The following is a 17,807-nucleotide window of genomic DNA, read 5'->3' on the forward strand; positions in this document are numbered from 1 at the left end:
CGTCTTCGCTTTAGCGAATCTGTGTCATCTGAGTCCATTTTTATATTGTCAAAAAATCATCTAATTGTTGTTTTTCGCCTTCCCAGTCTCTTGAAATATTTTCACGTATTAACTTCGCAGGAATGCCTCCAATTAAAATATTATGTCCCCAAGAAGTATAATCTTTATTACAGAAGGAATTAGTCGCAATACTGCAAAAATCAGGCGTTATGGTATTTTTCATTATCGAAATTCTGCTTCCGCTAAAATTATAGTTTCCTATAAAAACTGGAGCCGTTTTTTTCTGTTTTTCACCATTTGTGGTATCAATCATATCATGAAAATTAGTATCTATAATCTGGCTTTCAGCGCCTAAACGAACGTAATTTCCTAAAACAACTTTTTCCAGACAAATCAATTTTGCGTTTGATGCCATTGAAGACATATTTCCAAATTCGCAATATCCATTTTCTCCAATAAAAACAAAATAGTCTTTTCCGAATTGCGCGTGACCTTTAAAAGCCTTTGAAAATTAAAACTAAAGCATCAAAACCATTCCCTACTCCTATGCAATATTTCGTTTGATTGTATTCGGCGAAAGCCTTTTCAAAAGTTTCTACTTCTTTTCCTAAAATGTACCAGCCATTCTCTAAAACTAATTTCAGTTTTTCGTGAAAAACAGTCTCATACAGTTCGTTTATTTTTTTAAGATCGAGAAATGGTATCATTTTAAATCGATTTTATAAAAATCCTGATTGTAAACCGCACAGCCCAATTCTTCTTTTTGTTTTAAAAGTCCAGGATGATAACCGCTTTCGTTGTCTTCATTGACAATTCCCATATCAAAAAAGTGCTTGCCTTTTCGTTTGTATTTATGAATCAGATTAATGAATAAAAAATCAAGCGCTCTAACTTCTTCACCTTTTTTTGAAGTTGCGCCGTATTGCGATTTTATCACATTTTCGGTTTCAAAAATCGTTATTCCGGCAATAATTTCATCGTTTTGATAAACAGAATATTGTCTGATATTTTGAGGAAAATTTTGTTTTAAAAGCGTAATTTCTTCTTTACTGTGAACCGGTTTTGAATCGAATTTTTCTAATAATCTTGGTTCTAGAATCAATTCCCAAAAAGGCTGAAAATCCTGTTCTTCGACTATATCCAAATCAAGATTTTCAATTCGCCTGAAATGTTTCATTTTGCTTTTTGAAATCTTTAATGGTACTTGCAGATTAACGGCCAGATTCATTTCTTTTCTTTCCGGAACAGCATTTCTTTTAAACAAAAAAAAGTCAATTTCCTGATTTCCTTTCGAAAAATAAAAATCGGGAATTGGTTTATAATGAAAGGTTTCGATTTTGTTTTCTTTCAAAAAAAATAAAATTTCATCTAAAATAATTTCCGCTTTTTCTGCTTTTAATTTAGATAAAAAAACCAATCCGCCGTAAGTAAGACCTTGATGCGAATGAACTGATTTTCCTTTTTTATTAGCTGGAAGAATCGCTTTCAATTTTTCGTTTTCAAAAATTAAAAGGGAAAAATCGTCAAAACGATCTTTATGGTAATCCATAAAATCGCGGTGAAACAAAAACGTAGCATTTTTGGCTTCGGTGATAAAATCGTTCCAAAGCTTATAATCGTTTTGATCGTATATTTTTACGGTAAATGCCATATTTAAAGTTATTTATGATCAAATGCCTTTAAATGCCATTTGTATTTAACCGCCATTAATCGAACTACAATAATAACCAATGAAGTCACTAGATATAAAACATCAACATTTAGATTTAATTTTCGTAAACCAAAGAAAACTATTCCTCCCAAAATACAAATTGTCGCATAAATTTCTTCTCTAAAAACATTTGGGATTTCATTGCATAAAATATCTCTGATTACACCGCCAAAACAGGCTGTCATAGTTCCTAAAGCAATGCAAATTACAGGATGAAGCCCCGTTGTAAGTCCTTTTTCAAGACCAATTAAAGTAAAAACGCCAAGACCAATTGTATCAAATAAAAACAAAGACGTTCTCAATTTATCAAATCTTTTTCTGAAAATTATGGCCAGAAAAAAACCTAAAATAATTACATAAACATACTGCATATCGCGCATCCAGCCTACAGGAGTTCTGCCAATCAAAACATCGCGAAGCGTTCCACCACCAACGGCAGTTACAAATGCAATAATAAAAACCCCAAAAGGATCGAGTTTTTTGTGCATTGCCGTTAAAGCGCCAGACATGGCAAAAGCCATCGTACCAATAAGATCTAAAATATGAAACATTTTTGTTTAAAGTTGCAAAGGTTCAGAAGAGCAAAGGTACAAAGGTTTTCTAGCTATAAAGTTGTAATTAATTCGATTTATTTTTTTACATAAATAGGACTTCTTTTCAATAAATACTGAACCGAATCTATCCAGCTGTCTTTTACTGCCAAAAATGGTTTACGGGTTTGTGAGTATATTTTTGAAGCATTTTTGTACATATCAAAATATACTGTGTAGTAATAATAAAGCTGATTATTTGCTGTAGTTGTCGAATAATCATTTGTAGTGACCTTTTTATTATTGTCGCTCACTTTTGCATTTCCGCTATTGTAAGTAGTTGCTGTTGTGGCAGATCCAATTGTATAGGAGATTTTTGCAGCTATGATATTATCAACACCTAATATTTTTTGAAGATCTTCGATCGAAGTTTCATCAACATTATTATGATCAATTCCAGCCTTATGAAGCAGCGTATTAGTTGTTCTTAAATCCTGAACTGTAAGCGGGAAAATATTAGATGACTTGTCTAATAATTTATTATAAATATCATTTTGCGCAAATTTAGCCATATCCTCAGATCCTTCCTGATTATCTGAATTTACATACGGAACCGGCAGTACAGCAATTGTATTTGGTTTCATTTCTGAAGAAACAGCGACAGCCGAATTTGATGCTGATGGCGAACTGCTTCCTTGACTTACATCAAATGTCTGCGATCGTCCGCTTGCAAAATCAATTCGGGCAACTTGTGAAACATCTAAAACTATTAGAAGCGTTTCTCCTGGCAATGAATATTCGACAGTTTTATCAGATATTTTAGAAACTGTACCTTCAATAATTGTATAATCTCTTTTTATAATTTTATCCAATTTTTTTCCGCCTTGAGCGAAAGAAAAAACAGAAACAAAAAACAGTATTAATAACGCGGCATTTTTTTTAATTTTCATGGTATTTACGTTTAAATTGTCCTACTCTTTGGCTTTTCGGATACTCCTTTTCTAAATATTAAACTTGTTAAATTTAAAAAATTAAATCCAAAGCAATGTCAAGGATTCGCTGTAAAATGAAAAATACTAATGAAAAAATCTCGCAAAGACGCAAAATCGCAAAGTTTTATAAACCAAAGAACTTAGTATCTTAGAATCTTAGCATCTTCTAAAAACTACATATTCTGAGTATAAAAGTTATAGTCTTTTAAAACTACTCTAATAAAATCACTGTTGTTTCCTGACTGATTTTTAATGCCGGTAACGCTTTCAATTTTTGCTGTTAGCTTGGCGATGATTTCATGATCGTTTTTCTCCGCTGCTTTATTGAAAGTTTCCTTGATAATTCGCATATCGTTATCCGATAATTTAATAACAAGAGGATAAGTTGGCACATATGCGGTTCCAATTTCTTCTAAAATAGTATGACTAATATTGATATTGTTTTTTAAAGTAATCACGGCCGTACCTGCCGCCATGTCGCCCAAACGCTGTGCATTTTTACTTGATATTACTGTAATTAAAGCTACAAGTCCGTAAATTATTGGAATAAAAAAATCAATGATTCCAAAAAACCAACGAATTAAATAATCGCCAAATCCTGCCTGATAGCCGTCAATTTTAACCACTTTTATTTTGAGCAGAATTTTTCCTATTGACTGCCCTTCAAAAATACTTTCTAAGGTAAGGGAGTAAAACATTAAAGGAATAGCAAAAAATAACATCAAGGCTCTACTCGACCAGTCATCTAATCCATCCATTAGAATACCCACTTTGAGCCAATAAAAAAACACAAGCCAAACTATAATTATATAGGCTATTTTTATCGATGCATCAATAAAATATGCCCCTAATCGCTCGCCAATAGAAGCTGCGATAAAATTTATTTTAACATTTTGTGTTGTATTAATAGATAATTCTGACATATTTTATATTTTAGCCTGCAATGAGAGAAGTTGCTTTTATAAAACAAAATAAAGAAAAATGGCTGGAATTTGAGCTAGCTATTTTTGGTAAAGCTAAAAAAAATCCTGACGAGTTAGCTAATTTATACATTCAAATGATGAATGATTTGTCGTACGCGCAAACGTATTACCCTAAAAGTAAAACAGTTATTTACTTAAACCACCTTGCGTCGCAAATTTATCAGAAGATTTATAAAACCAAAAGAACTGAAAAAAACAGAATTGCAGAATTTTTTGTCACCGAAGTACCGCTTCTTGTTTACGAATACAGGCGCTATTTAGTTTACGCTTTCGTTTTGTTTTTTGCAACGGTTGCTATTGGCGTGATTTCGGCAAAATATGATCCTAATTTTGTTCGTCTTATTCTTGGCGATAATTACGTTAATGAAACTTTAGAAAATATAAAAAAAGGAAATCCGATGGCTGTTTACGGTTCTGGAAGCAATTGGGGAAGTTTTATTTCTATTACAATGAATAATCTTTTTGTGGGTGCAAAATGCTACTTTTTCGGACTTTTTGCCGGATTAGGAACTTTTTATATCTGTCTAAGCAACTGTATTATGCTGGGATCTTTTCAATATTTCTTTTATGAACAGGGCGTTTTCTGGAAAAGTGTGAGAGGAATTTGGATTCACGGCGCAATGGAAATCTTCGGAATTGTAATCGAAACCGCTGCCGGATTTATTCTAGGAGCTTCCATATTATTCCCAAAGACTTTTTCGAGAATAAATTCTTTTAAAATTGGTTTCAAAAACAGTTTCAAAATCTACTTAAGCACGTTTCCTTTTACAATTGCTGCGGGTTTTCTAGAAGGTTTTATTACTCGATATTCTATTGATATGCCAAATTGGCTCAGCAGTTTTATCATATTATTTACGTTAGGAATAATTTCATTTTATTATTTGGTTTATCCTTTTATCGTCTACAAAAAAACACAACAATTAACAGCCTAAATCGACTTAACCGGAAACCATAATGAATAAAATTTTCTTCATTTTACTTTTTGTTTTTTGCTGCAGTTTTTCAAATGCACAAGATTCTCTTGTTACCGAAGAACCGCCAAAAGTCCTTTCTATTAAATACACCGAAAAAGATATTCAGGTTGATTCGGCTGCAATTCCTGTAAAAACATTTAAAAAAGATTTCAAAGAAAACTATAAAGGCTCTGATTTTGTTTACGAGACTAAAACTCCCGAAAAAACATTTTGGGACGATTTTATGGAATGGCTGGCGAGCATTTTTAGAAGAATATTCACTTTTAGCAATCCTGAGGCGTCAGTTAATTTTGTCGCTATTCTTTTTAAAACCTTGGCTGCTATACTTGTTATCGTTGTCATATTTCTGATTGTAAAAGCCTTAATCAACAGAGAAGGCCAATGGATTTTTGGCAAAAATTCGCAAAAACGAACTATTTATTATTCAGACACTGAGAAAAATATTCATCTTTTAGATTTCGAAAAACTGATTAAGGAAAATATTGAGTCAGATCAAAAACGAATTGCTATTCGCTACTATTATTTATGGTTGCTGAAAGTAATGGCGCAAAATCATTATATCGAATGGGATATCGAAAAAACAAATTCAGATTATTTATACGAGATTCAAAGTCCTGTTCATAAAGAAGAATTCACTTATTTATCCTACTTGTATAATTACATTTGGTATGGTGAATTTGACATTAACACATCCATTTTCTTAAAAGCCGAAAACCGATTTAAAAATGCCATAAAAACCTTTAGCCATGAATAAATCTATCAAAATTTACATAGGCGTTCTGGTTTTTCTTATGGCCTTAATTTTAATCGTTGACAAAGGAGAGCCAAAACCAATTGACTGGCGTCCTACTTTTTCTGTACATGACAAAATCCCTTATGGACTATATGTTTTTGACCATGAAATTAAAGGCCTTTTGAAGAATCAAAAAATTGAAAGAATCTCAGCCATCACTCCTTACGAATATTTAGATTCAAAATACAATGCTGATTCATTAGTTGAAGATTACCGGATAAAAGGTACATTTTTGAACATTGCTGCAGAAGGCGATATTGATGAACAATCAGTAAAAGAGCTTTTTTATTTTGTATCGAGAGGAAACAATGCCTTTTTAAGCATGAGGGTTTTCCCTAAAATTTTGCTCGACAGCTTAAAATTGGAGACCCAAACAGATTTGAAACGCTACAATAATACATCAATCTGGGTGGCAAATCCGAAAATAAGCGGTAAAAAATATCTTTTTAAACAGTCCGTTGAAGATTATTTTTCAAAAATCGATACTTTACAGACTACTGTTTTGGGTTATCAAAGCAAAGAAAAAAATAAAAAGCATGTTAATTTTATAAAAGTCAAATACAACGGCGGTTATTTTTATCTGCACACCCAGCCTGCTACTTTTACAAATTATCATTTGTTAAAAGACAATCATTATCAATATGCTGAGGATGTGTTGTCCTATATTCCAAAAGGAGACGTTTTTTGGTACACCAAAGGACAAAATAATGAGTCGGTTTCAAATTCGCCATTGCGCTATATTTTTAGCCAGCCGGCGTTAAAATGGGCATATTTACTGAGTTTATTCGGGCTTTTAATTTTCATATTTTTCAATGCGAAAAGAAAACAACGTATTGTTCCAATTATAAAACCGCTCAGTAATTTAACAGTTGATTTTACCAAAACAATCGGGAATTTATATTATCAGGAAGGTGATCACACTACTATTATTGATAAGAAAATCATCTATTTCCTTGAAAAAATGCGAAATGAATATTTAATTGATACCGCAAAACTTGATGACGATTTTATTAAAAAACTGCATCTTAAAACGGGGAAAAACATTGCCGATATTCAAGATCTTGTTTTTTTAATCAATGAACATAGAAAAAGTTATCACGGAAGTCTTGAAGAAGATTTAATACGAATTAATAATGCGATCGAAAAAATTATACATTAGATAAAATTTTGTCTCCGATTAAAAGGCTGAAAATCATTTTGATACTTTTAATCTGTGGCAAAAAGAAAATAATAAATTCATAAGAAAACCTACCAAACATGGACGAAAATAACATCACAGAAAACGAAATCACAAACGAAAATGTGAATTTTGAAACCCGAATAAATTTAGCACCGCTTTTAGAGCACGTTACTGCTATTAAAAAAGAAATCGAAACCGTAATTGTGGGACAACATAAAATGGTTGATCAGCTTTTGGTTGCTGTTTTATCAAACGGACACGTATTACTAGAAGGTGTTCCTGGAGTTGCTAAAACAATTACAGCAAAACTGTTGGCAAAAGCTATAAATATTGATTTTAGCCGAATTCAGTTTACGCCTGATTTAATGCCTTCAGACATTTTAGGAACTTCAATTTTTAATTTAAAAAGTTCGGAATTTGAATTCAAAAAAGGCCCGATTTTCTCGAATTTAATTTTAATTGACGAGATAAATCGTGCTCCGGCAAAAACACAGGCTGCTCTTTTTGAAGTTATGGAAGAACGTCAAATTACAATTGATGGTTCTGTTTATCAGCTGGATGCTCCGTTTTTAGTAATCGCAACGCAAAACCCAATTGAGCAGGAAGGAACATATCGTTTGCCAGAAGCCCAATTAGACCGTTTTTTATTCAAAATTGCGATTGATTATCCAAAATTAAGTGAAGAAATTCTGATTATTCAGCGTGAGCATTTATTGCAGAATCACGGCAAATTAGAAGCTATAAAAGCTGTTCTTTCTGCTTCAGAAATTAAAGAATATCAGGCTTTGGTAAAACAAATCAGAGTAGAACCAAATTTATTAGAATACATTGCTCGAATTGTAGTAAATACGAGAGAAAATGCGTTTTTATACTTAGGAGCTTCGCCTCGTGCCTCAATCGCGATTTTGAACGCGGCTAAAGGTTTCGCAGCAATTAGAGGACGCGATTTTGTAACTCCTGAAGATATTAAAGATGCTGCAATTCCAGTTTTACAGCATCGTGTAATTGTTGCACCAGAAAGAGAAATGGAAGGAATTACAAGTTCAGAAATTATTAAACAGATTATTGAAACTGTAGAAATACCTAGGTAATTGTTAATTATTAATTGTGAATTGTTAATGATGAATGGTAAAAAGAAAAACGAGCCTTCGACTCTGCTCAGGATGACAGCTGTTTTTAATGAACCTTTTTATTTTTTGTCATGCTGAGCGAAGTCGAAGCAAACTTGAAACCTGAAACTTGAAACATTAAACAAACAAAAAAGTGAAATTCATAAAAAGTCTATATCTCAACAACTTCTTTTTCTATGTGTTTGCGGGCATTATAGGATTGTTTGTCTGTGCTTTTATTTTTCCGAATATCTATAATGCGGTTTGGTTTGGGGTTTTGGTGTTAATTACTTTTTTGGCTCTCGATATTTTGCTTTTGTATTTGACCAGAACAGGATTTGAAGCGGATCGGGTTACACCTGAAAAATTATCAAATGGCGATTTGAATCCAATAACGCTCATTCTGAAAAATCATTATACTTTCTCGGTTTCAGTAAAAATAATTGATGAAATTCCAGTTCAGTTTCAGGTTCGTGATTTTAAACTTATAAGATCGGTAAAAGCTTCGGAACAAAAAGAAATCAGTTACGACCTGCGTCCAACCGAACGTGGTGAATATTATTTTGGCTATCTAAATATTTACGTTTCTTCGCCTTTGAGATTAATTTCAAGAAGATTTACGTTTAATAATGAACAGATGGTTCCTACGTATCCTTCGTATATTCAGCTTAGAAAATACGATTTATTGGCCTTTTCAAATAATTTATATCAATACGGAATCAAGAAAATCCGCCGAATTGGCCATACAATGGAATTCGAACAAATTAAAGAATATGTTCAGGGCGACGATTTGCGAACTATAAACTGGAAAGCAACAGCGAAGAAAAATGCCTTGATGGTTAACCAATTTCAAGACGAAAAATCGCAGTCGGTTTATATGGCGATTGATAAAGGGCGCGTGATGCAAATGCCTTTTGACGGCTTAAGTTTATTGGATTACGCGATAAATTCGACTTTGGTTTTATCTAATGTAATTCTGAAAAAACAAGATAAAGCGGGTCTTTTCTCTTTCTCTAAAAAAGTAGAAAACCGAGTTTATGCCGAAAAAAGAGGTTCGCAGATGCAAAAAATCCTTGAAACGCTTTACAATATAAAAACTGACTTTTTTGAAAGCGATTACAGCCGATTATATGTTGATATTAAGAAAAATATCAATCAGAGAAGTTTGATTATTCTTTATACTAATTTTGAAACTATGGACGGCTTAAACCGACAATTGCCTTATTTAAAAGGAATTGCGAAAAGCCATTTATTAGTTGTCGTTTTCTTTCAGAATACAGAATTAAATGCGATCATCAATAAAAAGACAGACACTATTCAGGAAGTTTATGATAAAGTGATTGCCGAAAAATTCATGTTCGAAAAACGCCTAATTGCAAATGAATTAAAGAAATACGGAATTCATTCGGTTTTAACCCAGCCTGAAAATCTGACTTTGGACGCTATTAATAAATATTTGGAAATTAAAGCGCGTGGGATTTTGTAGGGTGTTGTGAAATGTTTTTTGTGAAATGTAAAATGAAAAATTAGTTAAAAAAAACAGATCATGAAAAAGATAACTTTAAAAGCTTTTGTTTTTATCTGATTTTTACCCTCTATTAATTTACCGTTACATTACGTCATTCCGTAAAAATTGCTTGATTAAATTAATTAGTTTTGAAATAAAATTTACAATTTCAAACTAATAAAAAATGAAAAAAGCAATCCTATTTCTGTTCATTTTATTAAGTGGAAAATCTTTTGCACAGAAAACAGAAAATATAATCATCATAACTACTGACGGTTTTAGATGGCAAGAAGTTTTTAAAGGTTTAGATCCTGCGATTGCCAATGACAAAAAATTCAATCAGGGAGACAGCGCTTATATTTATAAAAAATATGGAAGTCCTGAAATCAAAGAAGCGCGTAAAAAATTAATGCCTTTTCTTTGGACAGAAATAGCTTCGAAAGGACAAATTTATGGAAACAGGGATTTAGGAAATAAAGTTGATGTTGCCAATCCGTATTGGTTCAGTTATCCGGGATACAGCGAAATCATGACCGGAAATGTTGATTTAAAAGTGAATTCAAACGGTTATAAAGCCAATCCGAATGTAAATGTTTTAGAGTTTTTAAATCATCAGTCCAAGCTCAAAGGAAAAGTGGCCGCTTTTGGCGCGTGGGATGCTTTTGACCGAATATTAAATGAACAACGAAGCGGTTTTCCAGTAATTTCTGCTTTTGATAAAGTGGGCGGAAATAAACCAACTGCATCTCAAAATTTATTGAATGAAATGCGCGATAACTCGTTTAAGCCTTTTCATGAAGATGAGTGTCTGGATGTTTTTACACATTATCAGGCAATGGACGAACTCAAAACCAAGAAACCAAAAATCCTATATATCGCCTATGGCGAAACCGATGAATGGGCACATCATGGGCAATATCGTTCGTATCTGGATGCTGCAAATCAAGTTGATAAATGGCTTCAGGAAATCTGGAATTTTGTTCAGAGCGATCCTCAATACAAAAACAAAACCACAATATTTATAACGGTTGATCACGGCCGTGGCGACAAAGTAAAAACGCAATGGACAGATCATGGTGCTGATGTTGCAGGCGCATCTCAAATTTGGTTTGCCGCAATCGGACCTGAAATTGCTCCAAAAGGCGAAATCATAACGGAATCTCAAATTTATCAAAAGCAATTTGCTCAGACTATTGCAAAAATTTTAGGCTACAATTTTACTGCTGAACATCCTGTCGAAAAAGAGATTTCAGAATTATTCGAAACCAAATAAAACCAAAAATAATTAACCATTTTTAACTAACCCCAAATGAAAAAAACTGTTCTTTTTCTATTTTTATGGATGATTTCCATTTCTAAAATCAATGCACAAGCAGATACACTCGCTGCTTTTTATGACAAGATTGAAAAATCTTTTACTTATGAATCTGGAAAAATTAAACTTCCTGAAGGCGACGGAACTTTAAATGTTCCTAAAGGATTTAAATTCCTAAACGGCAAACAAACTCAAGATGTTTTAAGCAACTTATGGGGAAATCCAGAGGACAAAACAATACTTGGTTCCCTTGTTCCTGACGGAAAAGGACTTACACACGCGGACAGCTGGATGTTTGTAATAAGCTATCAAGGAGATGGCTATGTAAAAGACGACGATGCGGGCGAAATTGATTATGATGATCTTCTGAAAACTATGAAAGAAGACGTTGCAACTGAAAATGCCGAAAGAAAAAAAGGCGGCTATCCAGAAGTTCAATTAATTGGGTGGGCATCAAAACCTTATTATGACAATACTTTAAAGGTGCTTCACTGGGCAAAAGAGTTGCAGTTTGGTCAAGATAAAGAGCATACTCTTAACTACGATTTAAGAGTCTTGGGAAGAAAAGGAATGTACAATATTTCTGCCGTAGCAGGAGTTAACCAGCTTGCGGAAGTAAAAGCAAGTATTCCGGGAATTATTCAAAGTGTTGAATTTAATGACGGAAACAAATACCTAGATTTTGATGCCGACACAGACACTGTTGCTGCCTGGACAATTGGCGGTTTAGTTGCGGGAAAAGTACTGGCTAAAGTTGGTTTCTTTGCTATTGTGGCAAAATTCGCAAAAGTAATTGTGATTGGAATTGTAGCCGCTTTTGCAGCTGTAAAGAAATTCTTTTTTGGAAGCAAAGATCAAGTTGCAAGAAAACCTGAAGAAGAAACAGCTCTTTTAGAAGAAAACAATTCTACTGAGGAATAGTTTTTTTTGCCACGAATTCCACAAATTTTCACGAATTAATTCTTTTGTATTATTAAAAAAAAATTAGTGGAAATTTGTGAAATTCGTGGCTAACTTTTTTCATAAACCTACAAGGTTTTAAAAACCTTGCAGGAACTCATATACCTTTGTACCTTTGCTTCTTTGCAACTTTGAGCCTTAAAAAAATGAAACAAATCACTTCAGTACAAAATCCGTTTATAAAATCACTTGTTTTACTTCAGGAAAAATCCAAAGCAAGAAAACAGACCGGAACATTTTTAATTGAAGGACAACGTGAAATTTCATTAGCCATAAAAGGCGGTTACGAAATTGAAACGGTTTTGTTTTTACCCGAATTAATTTCTGAAAAAGAAATAAACAAACTGATTCAGAATCCGTTTCAAATCATCGAAATTAATAAAGAAGTTTATCAAAAACTGGCTTATCGTGATACTACCGAAGGTATTTTGGCTATAGCCAAAACCAAATCGCTGAAATTATCTGATTTGAAATTATCTGAAAATCCATTAATTCTTGTTGTTGAATCTTTGGAAAAACCAGGGAATATTGGCGCTGTTTTACGTACTGCTGATGCGGCTAATCTAGATGCTGTTTTAATCGCTAATCCAAAAAGTGATTTATACAACCCGAATATCGTGCGTTCAAGCGTTGGCTGTCTTTTTACCAACCAAATTGCAACTGGAACATCAGAAGAAATTATTGCTTTTTTAAAAGAAAAAAAGATCAATTTTTACAGCGCAACTTTACAAAATTCAACTTCCTATCATACACAAAATTTTACCGCTCCAACGGCTTTAGTTGTAGGAACTGAAGCGACAGGCCTAACACAGCAATGGCGTGACGAAGCAACTCAAAACATCATTATCCCAATGCAGGGCGAAATTGATAGCATGAACGTTTCGGTTGCGGCTGCCATTTTAATTTTCGAGGCAAAACGCCAAAGAGGATTTAATTAATTATAAATTAAAAACTATGAATTTTAAACTATCACTTTTAGCATTATTTTTCTGTTTTTCCCTTTCTGCTCAAATCACTAATCAGGAAGTTGATGAATTGGTAAACAGAACTATTAAAACTTTTGATGTTCCAGGAATAGCAGTTGCGATTGTAAAAGATGGAAAAGTAGTTCTGGCAAAAGGTTATGGCGTAAAATCAACTCTAACACAGCAAAAAGTAGATGCCAATACACTTTTCGGAATTGCATCAAATAGCAAAGCATTTACCTCTGCAGCTTTAGCAATGTTGGTTGACGAAGGTAAAATTAAATGGGACGACAAAGTCATTAAATACCTTCCGGATTTTAAAATGTATGATGATTATGTAACGCGTGAATTCACCATTCGCGATTTGCTGACACATAGAAGCGGACTTGGACTTGGTGCAGGAGATTTAATGATCTGGCCTGACGGAAGTGATTTTAAAGCAACAGATATTATTCATAATCTACGTTATTTAAAACCTGTTTCTAGCTTTAGAACAAAATATGATTATGACAATTTAATGTATATTATTGCAGGTGAAATTGTTCACGTTGTAAGCGACAAAACCTGGGCCGATTTTGTTGAAGAGCGCATTATGAAACCGTTGGAAATGAACAACAGCGTCGCTTCAATTAAGCGCTTAAAAGACACTTCAAATGTAATTACGCCTCATGTTCCTATTGACGGAAAACTAAAAACGATAAAACGCTACGAAAATCAGCTTTTTGATGGCGCTGCCGGAATTTATTCCAGTGTAAACGACTTGAGCAAATGGGCCATTTTACAAATCAATAACGGAAAATACGGCGATAATAAACAGTTGTTTTCAGAAAAAGAACATGACGAAATGTGGCAGCTGCAAACTATTATTCCGGCTAAAACAAGACCGCCTTATAACACTCATTTTTCTGGCTATGGATTAGGATGGTTTTTGAGTGATGTAAAAGGATACAAGCAAGTCTCGCATACGGGAGGTTTAGAAGGAAATGTTACACAGACAACTTTGATTCCTGAAATTGGTTTAGGAATTATTGTTTTAACAAATCAGCAGTCTGGAGCTGCTTTTAATGCAATTACAAACACTATAAAAGACAGTTATTTAGGCATTAAATCAGATGATTATGTGACGGTTTACAGCAACAAAATGAAGGCCAACGAAGAAAAAGCCGATAAAGTTACAGACGAAGTTTGGGCAGTTGTTGCTAAGAATAAAAAAGACAAAATAAAAACTGATTTTTCTAAAATAGTTGGTACTTATAAAGACAATTGGTTTGGAGAAGTTACGATTACAGAGAAAAAAGGAAAATTATATTTTGCCTCTAAACGCTCCCCGCAATTGGCAGGCGAAGTTTCTTTTTATAAAGATGGAAATTATGTCGTAAAATGGAATAATGCTTTCTTTCATGCTGACGCCCATTTACTTTTCAAATACGACGAAAACGGAAAAGCCACTAATCTAAAAATGCTTCCAATTTCTGAGCTGACTGATTTTAGTTATGATTTTCAAGATTTAGATTTTTCTAAAGAATAGTTTTTGTTTCAGGTTTCAGGTTTCAGGTTTCACGTTGAATGCCGTGGTCAAAAACTTGAAACCTGAAACCTGAAACAAAATAATTTCATTCTGTAGATTCCTTGCGTATATTCAAACTAATGCTTATTTTTAGTACTTGAATATGCCGTTATGATAGAAATAGATATTGAGAAAGAAAACAAAGCGATTGCGCAGGAATACAAGGAATTACTTCGAATAAGTTATCAAACTTTAACCCCCGCCGATAAAAAACTGATTCGGAAAGCTTTTGATGTTGCCGTTGACGCTCACAAAGAGCAAAGACGCAAATCTGGCGAAGCGTATATCTTTCATCCTATTGCAGTTGCGAAAATTGTTGCCTCAGAAATTGGTCTGGGTGCGACCTCTATTGCTGCGGCCTTATTACACGATGTTGTCGAAGATACACCAATGACTGTTGAAGAAATTGAGCGTTTATTCAACCCAAAAGTGGCCCAATTAGTTGAAGGTTTGACTAAAATCTCTTTGGTTCAAAAAGATTTAAATGCTTCAATGCAGGCGGAGAATTTTAGAAAAATGATCTTGACACTGAATGATGATGTTCGAGTTATTTTGATAAAACTGGCCGACAGGCTTCATAATATGCAGACCATGGATTCGATGGCTGAATATAAACAAACGAAAATTGCTTCGGAAACGCTTTATATTTATGCCCCTCTTGCCCATCGTTTAGGACTTTATAATATAAAAACCAAGTTAGAAGATTTAGGTTTAAAATATACAGAACCTGCTGTTTACAATGATATCGTAAGCAAAATCAGGGAAACAAAAGAGGAACAAGATGCTTACATAAAAGATATTTCGGACGTTTTGAAAAAATCTCTGGATGTCGAAAATATTGACTACATCATAAAAGGCCGTCCGAAATCTATTTATTCGATCCGCCGAAAAATGCGCGCTCAAAATGTGAGTTTTGATGAAGTTTATGACAAATTTGCACTTAGAATTGTCTATAAATCAGATCCTCACGATGAAAAATTTATCGCCTGGAAAATCTATTCAATTGTAACGGATCATTACAGACCAAGTCCGAGTCGTTTGCGCGACTGGATTTCATCTCCAAAATCAACTGGTTATGAAGCACTTCACATTACAGTTATGGGACCAAAAGGTCGCTGGGTGGAAGTTCAGGTGCGAAGTGAACGTATGGATGAAATTGCTGAGAAAGGTTATGCTGCACATTATAAATACAAAAATGGTGCAACCGAAGAAAGCGGTCTTGATACTTGGCTAAACTTGCTTCGCGAAGCATTGGAAAATCCAGAAACAAATGCCGTAGATTTTGTTGAAGATTTCAAAATGAATTTATATTCCAAAGAAATTTTCATTTTTACACCTAAAGGAGAAATAAAATCATTGCCTAAAGGCGCTACTTCATTGGATTTCGCATTCAGTATTCACTCTGAAATTGGAATCAAAACAAGAGGAACCCGTGTAAACGGACGCCTCGTTCCGTTAAATCATGAATTAAAAAGTGGTGATCAAGTTGAAGTTATTACATCTGCCAATCAAAAGCCAACGGTGAACTGGCTGGAATATGTTACCACTTCGAGAGCAAAAAATAAAATCAAAAACGTTCTTAACGAGAACACGAAAAAAATTGGCGAGGAAGGAAAAGAACTTCTTACCCGAAAATTAAAACATTTAAAAGTCACTCTTAACGAGCAAGTTACAAACGAGCTGGTAAACTTTTTTAAATTAAAAACAAGCTTAGATTTATTTTATAGAGTTGGAATTGGCGCAATTGAAAATCAGCAACTAAAAGATTATGCCGCTCAAAAAAGCAATTCGTTTATCAATTTCTTCAAAAATAAAATCAAAAGAAATAAAGATACTGCAGACGAGGATATTCATAAACCAGTTATCAGCAGCAATTACGACATGTTGGTTTTTGGAACCGAACATGACAAACTCGATTATAAGCTTTCGCAATGCTGTAACCCAATTCCGGGCGACGATGTTTTTGGTTTTGTTACAATAAACGAAGGAATAAAAGTGCATAAAAAAGATTGTCCAAATGCAATTGGAATGCAGTCAAATTATGCGTACCGAATTATGAGCGCCAAATGGATTGATTCCTCTCAGGAAGAATTCAAAGCAATTATCAACATTACCGGAATGGATGTTTTGGGACTTACAAATCAATTGACAAAAGTAATTTCGAACAATATGAGCGTGAATATTCAAAGCATTTCTTTGAGTACAGATGCTGGAATTTTTCACGGACAGGTTGCTGTCATTGTGAAAAATAACACCATTTTGAAAAAAATGATTAATGCGATCAAGAAAATAGATGGTGTAGATAAAGTTACAAGAGAATATCGAACATAAATATTCACGACTAAAGAGTGTATGAAAAATATTCTAACACATAGAAACATAGATTTGGAACGCGCAAAAAAGGCGTTTCACTTATAAACATAGACTATGTGTTAGAAACTAGTTTCTTTTTGTCCACTTTTTTAGAAATAAAACCTATGTTTCTATGTGTTTAAAATAATTACGCTCAAAGTGAAAGCAAGAACTTAAATATTTTTTATGGAAAATGAAAACTTAGCAATTCCTGAAATACATTTTGATGAAAATGGCGAACTTATCATAATCGCTTCTAATTCTTCTTCAAAAGATGATTTTGATTTTTTTCAGGGAAAGTCTTTCATTCGAAATAAAAAATTAAAACAACGATTTGCAAATTGTAGCGAATGGATTGAGTTTCCATCGACTCAGGAAATGTATAAAATCCTGAACGGAATTGGAAATATCGATAATTTCCTGGCCACTTTTGACGGAGAACCTTTTGAAGGAATGACCGTTAGGCTTTTTAATCTAAAAACGAGATTGTGGAGCATTTATTGGTCAGATTCGAATACCGGAGTTTTAGACAAACCTGTTGTTGGTTCATTCGAAAATAATATTGGACATTTTTTCTCAAAAGATATTTTTGAAGAAAAAAATGTGATTCAGGTTTTTCGCTGGGATGCCAGAGATGAGTACAATCCCGTTTGGAGTCAGGCAATGTCTGATGACAACGGAAAAACCTGGGAATGGAATTGGTACATGTACATGACGAAAAGCAAATAGAAATTTGTTAATTTTATTGTAATTAAAAATATTTATGTTAATTAAGGTTTTTTAGATTCTCCAAAACATATCACTGCTAAAGCCTGTAAATATTGTGTTTTTACCACTCTGATATGATTTTGAACGTTAAACTTTAAAGC

At 33.5% G+C, this 17,807-nt stretch carries 16 protein-coding genes and 1 pseudogene; 11 read left to right on the forward strand and 6 right to left on the reverse strand.

The window, feature by feature from the left end; translation table 11 throughout:
• Window positions 1–40: 40 nt before the first annotated feature.
• The 6 genes and pseudogenes from EV145_RS10315 to EV145_RS10340 all read right to left on the reverse strand — a co-directional run bounded on the left by EV145_RS10315 (window position 41) and on the right by EV145_RS10340 (window position 4,156).
• Complete coding sequence (locus EV145_RS10315) at window positions 41–415, reverse strand: hypothetical protein (RefSeq protein ID WP_133525137.1); 375 nt, start codon at window positions 413–415, stop codon at window positions 41–43.
• 82 nt (window positions 416–497) lie between these two features.
• A pseudogene (locus tag EV145_RS10320) lies at window positions 498–707 on the reverse strand (DegT/DnrJ/EryC1/StrS family aminotransferase); the annotation flags it as partial.
• On the reverse strand, window positions 704–1,651 hold the full coding sequence (locus tag EV145_RS10325; RefSeq protein WP_133525138.1) for a GNAT family N-acetyltransferase: 948 nt from the start codon (window positions 1,649–1,651) through the stop codon (window positions 704–706). The pseudogene EV145_RS10320 and the gene EV145_RS10325, both read right to left, overlap by 4 nt.
• An 8-nt stretch (window positions 1,652–1,659) precedes the next feature.
• Window positions 1,660–2,262 carry a trimeric intracellular cation channel family protein gene (locus tag EV145_RS10330; protein WP_133525139.1) on the reverse strand — a complete coding sequence of 201 codons (603 nt, stop codon included), beginning with the start codon at window positions 2,260–2,262 and terminating at the stop codon, window positions 1,660–1,662.
• 77 nt (window positions 2,263–2,339) lie between these two features.
• Window positions 2,340–3,191 (reverse strand): hypothetical protein, encoded by an 852-nt coding sequence (locus EV145_RS10335; protein ID WP_133525140.1) that lies wholly within the window; start codon window positions 3,189–3,191, stop codon window positions 2,340–2,342.
• 215 nt (window positions 3,192–3,406) lie between these two features.
• Entirely contained in the window at window positions 3,407–4,156 is a 750-nt protein-coding gene (locus EV145_RS10340) for an RDD family protein (protein ID WP_133525141.1), read from the reverse strand.
• A gap of 20 nt (window positions 4,157–4,176) precedes the next feature.
• On the opposite strand from EV145_RS10340, the gene EV145_RS10345 reads away from it, so the two are divergent.
• The 11 genes from EV145_RS10345 to EV145_RS10395 all read left to right on the forward strand — a co-directional run bounded on the left by EV145_RS10345 (window position 4,177) and on the right by EV145_RS10395 (window position 17,667).
• A complete protein-coding gene (locus EV145_RS10345; protein WP_133525142.1) occupies window positions 4,177–5,148 on the forward strand; it encodes a stage II sporulation protein M in 972 nt (323 codons plus the stop codon).
• Window positions 5,149–5,170: 22 nt separating this feature from the next.
• Window positions 5,171–5,944: a DUF4129 domain-containing protein gene (locus tag EV145_RS10350; RefSeq protein WP_133525143.1), complete on the forward strand. Its 774-nt coding sequence runs from the start codon at window positions 5,171–5,173 to the stop codon at window positions 5,942–5,944.
• Window positions 5,937–7,142 carry a DUF4350 domain-containing protein gene (locus EV145_RS10355; protein WP_133525144.1) on the forward strand — a complete coding sequence of 402 codons (1,206 nt, stop codon included), beginning with the start codon at window positions 5,937–5,939 and terminating at the stop codon, window positions 7,140–7,142. The genes EV145_RS10350 and EV145_RS10355 overlap by 8 nt, the downstream gene beginning before the upstream one ends.
• 98 nt (window positions 7,143–7,240) lie before the next feature.
• Window positions 7,241–8,254 carry an AAA family ATPase gene (locus EV145_RS10360; protein WP_133525145.1) on the forward strand — a complete coding sequence of 338 codons (1,014 nt, stop codon included), beginning with the start codon at window positions 7,241–7,243 and terminating at the stop codon, window positions 8,252–8,254.
• Between the two features lie 172 nt (window positions 8,255–8,426).
• Window positions 8,427–9,758 carry a DUF58 domain-containing protein gene (locus EV145_RS10365; protein WP_133525146.1) on the forward strand — a complete coding sequence of 444 codons (1,332 nt, stop codon included), beginning with the start codon at window positions 8,427–8,429 and terminating at the stop codon, window positions 9,756–9,758.
• Window positions 9,759–9,963: 205 nt separating this feature from the next.
• Window positions 9,964–11,052, forward strand: coding sequence for a phosphoglyceromutase (locus tag EV145_RS10370; protein ID WP_133525147.1), 1,089 nt, complete (start codon window positions 9,964–9,966; stop codon window positions 11,050–11,052).
• A gap of 36 nt (window positions 11,053–11,088) precedes the next feature.
• Window positions 11,089–12,015 (forward strand): DUF2167 domain-containing protein, encoded by a 927-nt coding sequence (locus tag EV145_RS10375; protein WP_133525148.1) that lies wholly within the window; start codon window positions 11,089–11,091, stop codon window positions 12,013–12,015.
• Between the two features lie 185 nt (window positions 12,016–12,200).
• On the forward strand, window positions 12,201–12,992 hold the full coding sequence (locus tag EV145_RS10380) for a TrmH family RNA methyltransferase (protein WP_133525149.1): 792 nt from the start codon (window positions 12,201–12,203) through the stop codon (window positions 12,990–12,992).
• A gap of 16 nt (window positions 12,993–13,008) precedes the next feature.
• Entirely contained in the window at window positions 13,009–14,547 is a 1,539-nt protein-coding gene (locus tag EV145_RS10385) for a serine hydrolase (RefSeq protein WP_133525150.1), read from the forward strand.
• A gap of 150 nt (window positions 14,548–14,697) precedes the next feature.
• Window positions 14,698–16,917 (forward strand): RelA/SpoT family protein, encoded by a 2,220-nt coding sequence (locus EV145_RS10390; RefSeq protein ID WP_133525151.1) that lies wholly within the window; start codon window positions 14,698–14,700, stop codon window positions 16,915–16,917.
• Window positions 16,918–17,124: 207 nt separating this feature from the next.
• Complete coding sequence (locus EV145_RS10395; RefSeq protein ID WP_133525152.1) at window positions 17,125–17,667, forward strand: hypothetical protein; 543 nt, start codon at window positions 17,125–17,127, stop codon at window positions 17,665–17,667.
• The last annotated feature ends 140 nt before the right edge of the window (window positions 17,668–17,807 follow it).

It is taken from the genome of Flavobacterium sp. 245, assembly GCF_004362055.1.
Taxonomy (GTDB): Bacteria; Bacteroidota; Bacteroidia; order Flavobacteriales; family Flavobacteriaceae; genus Flavobacterium.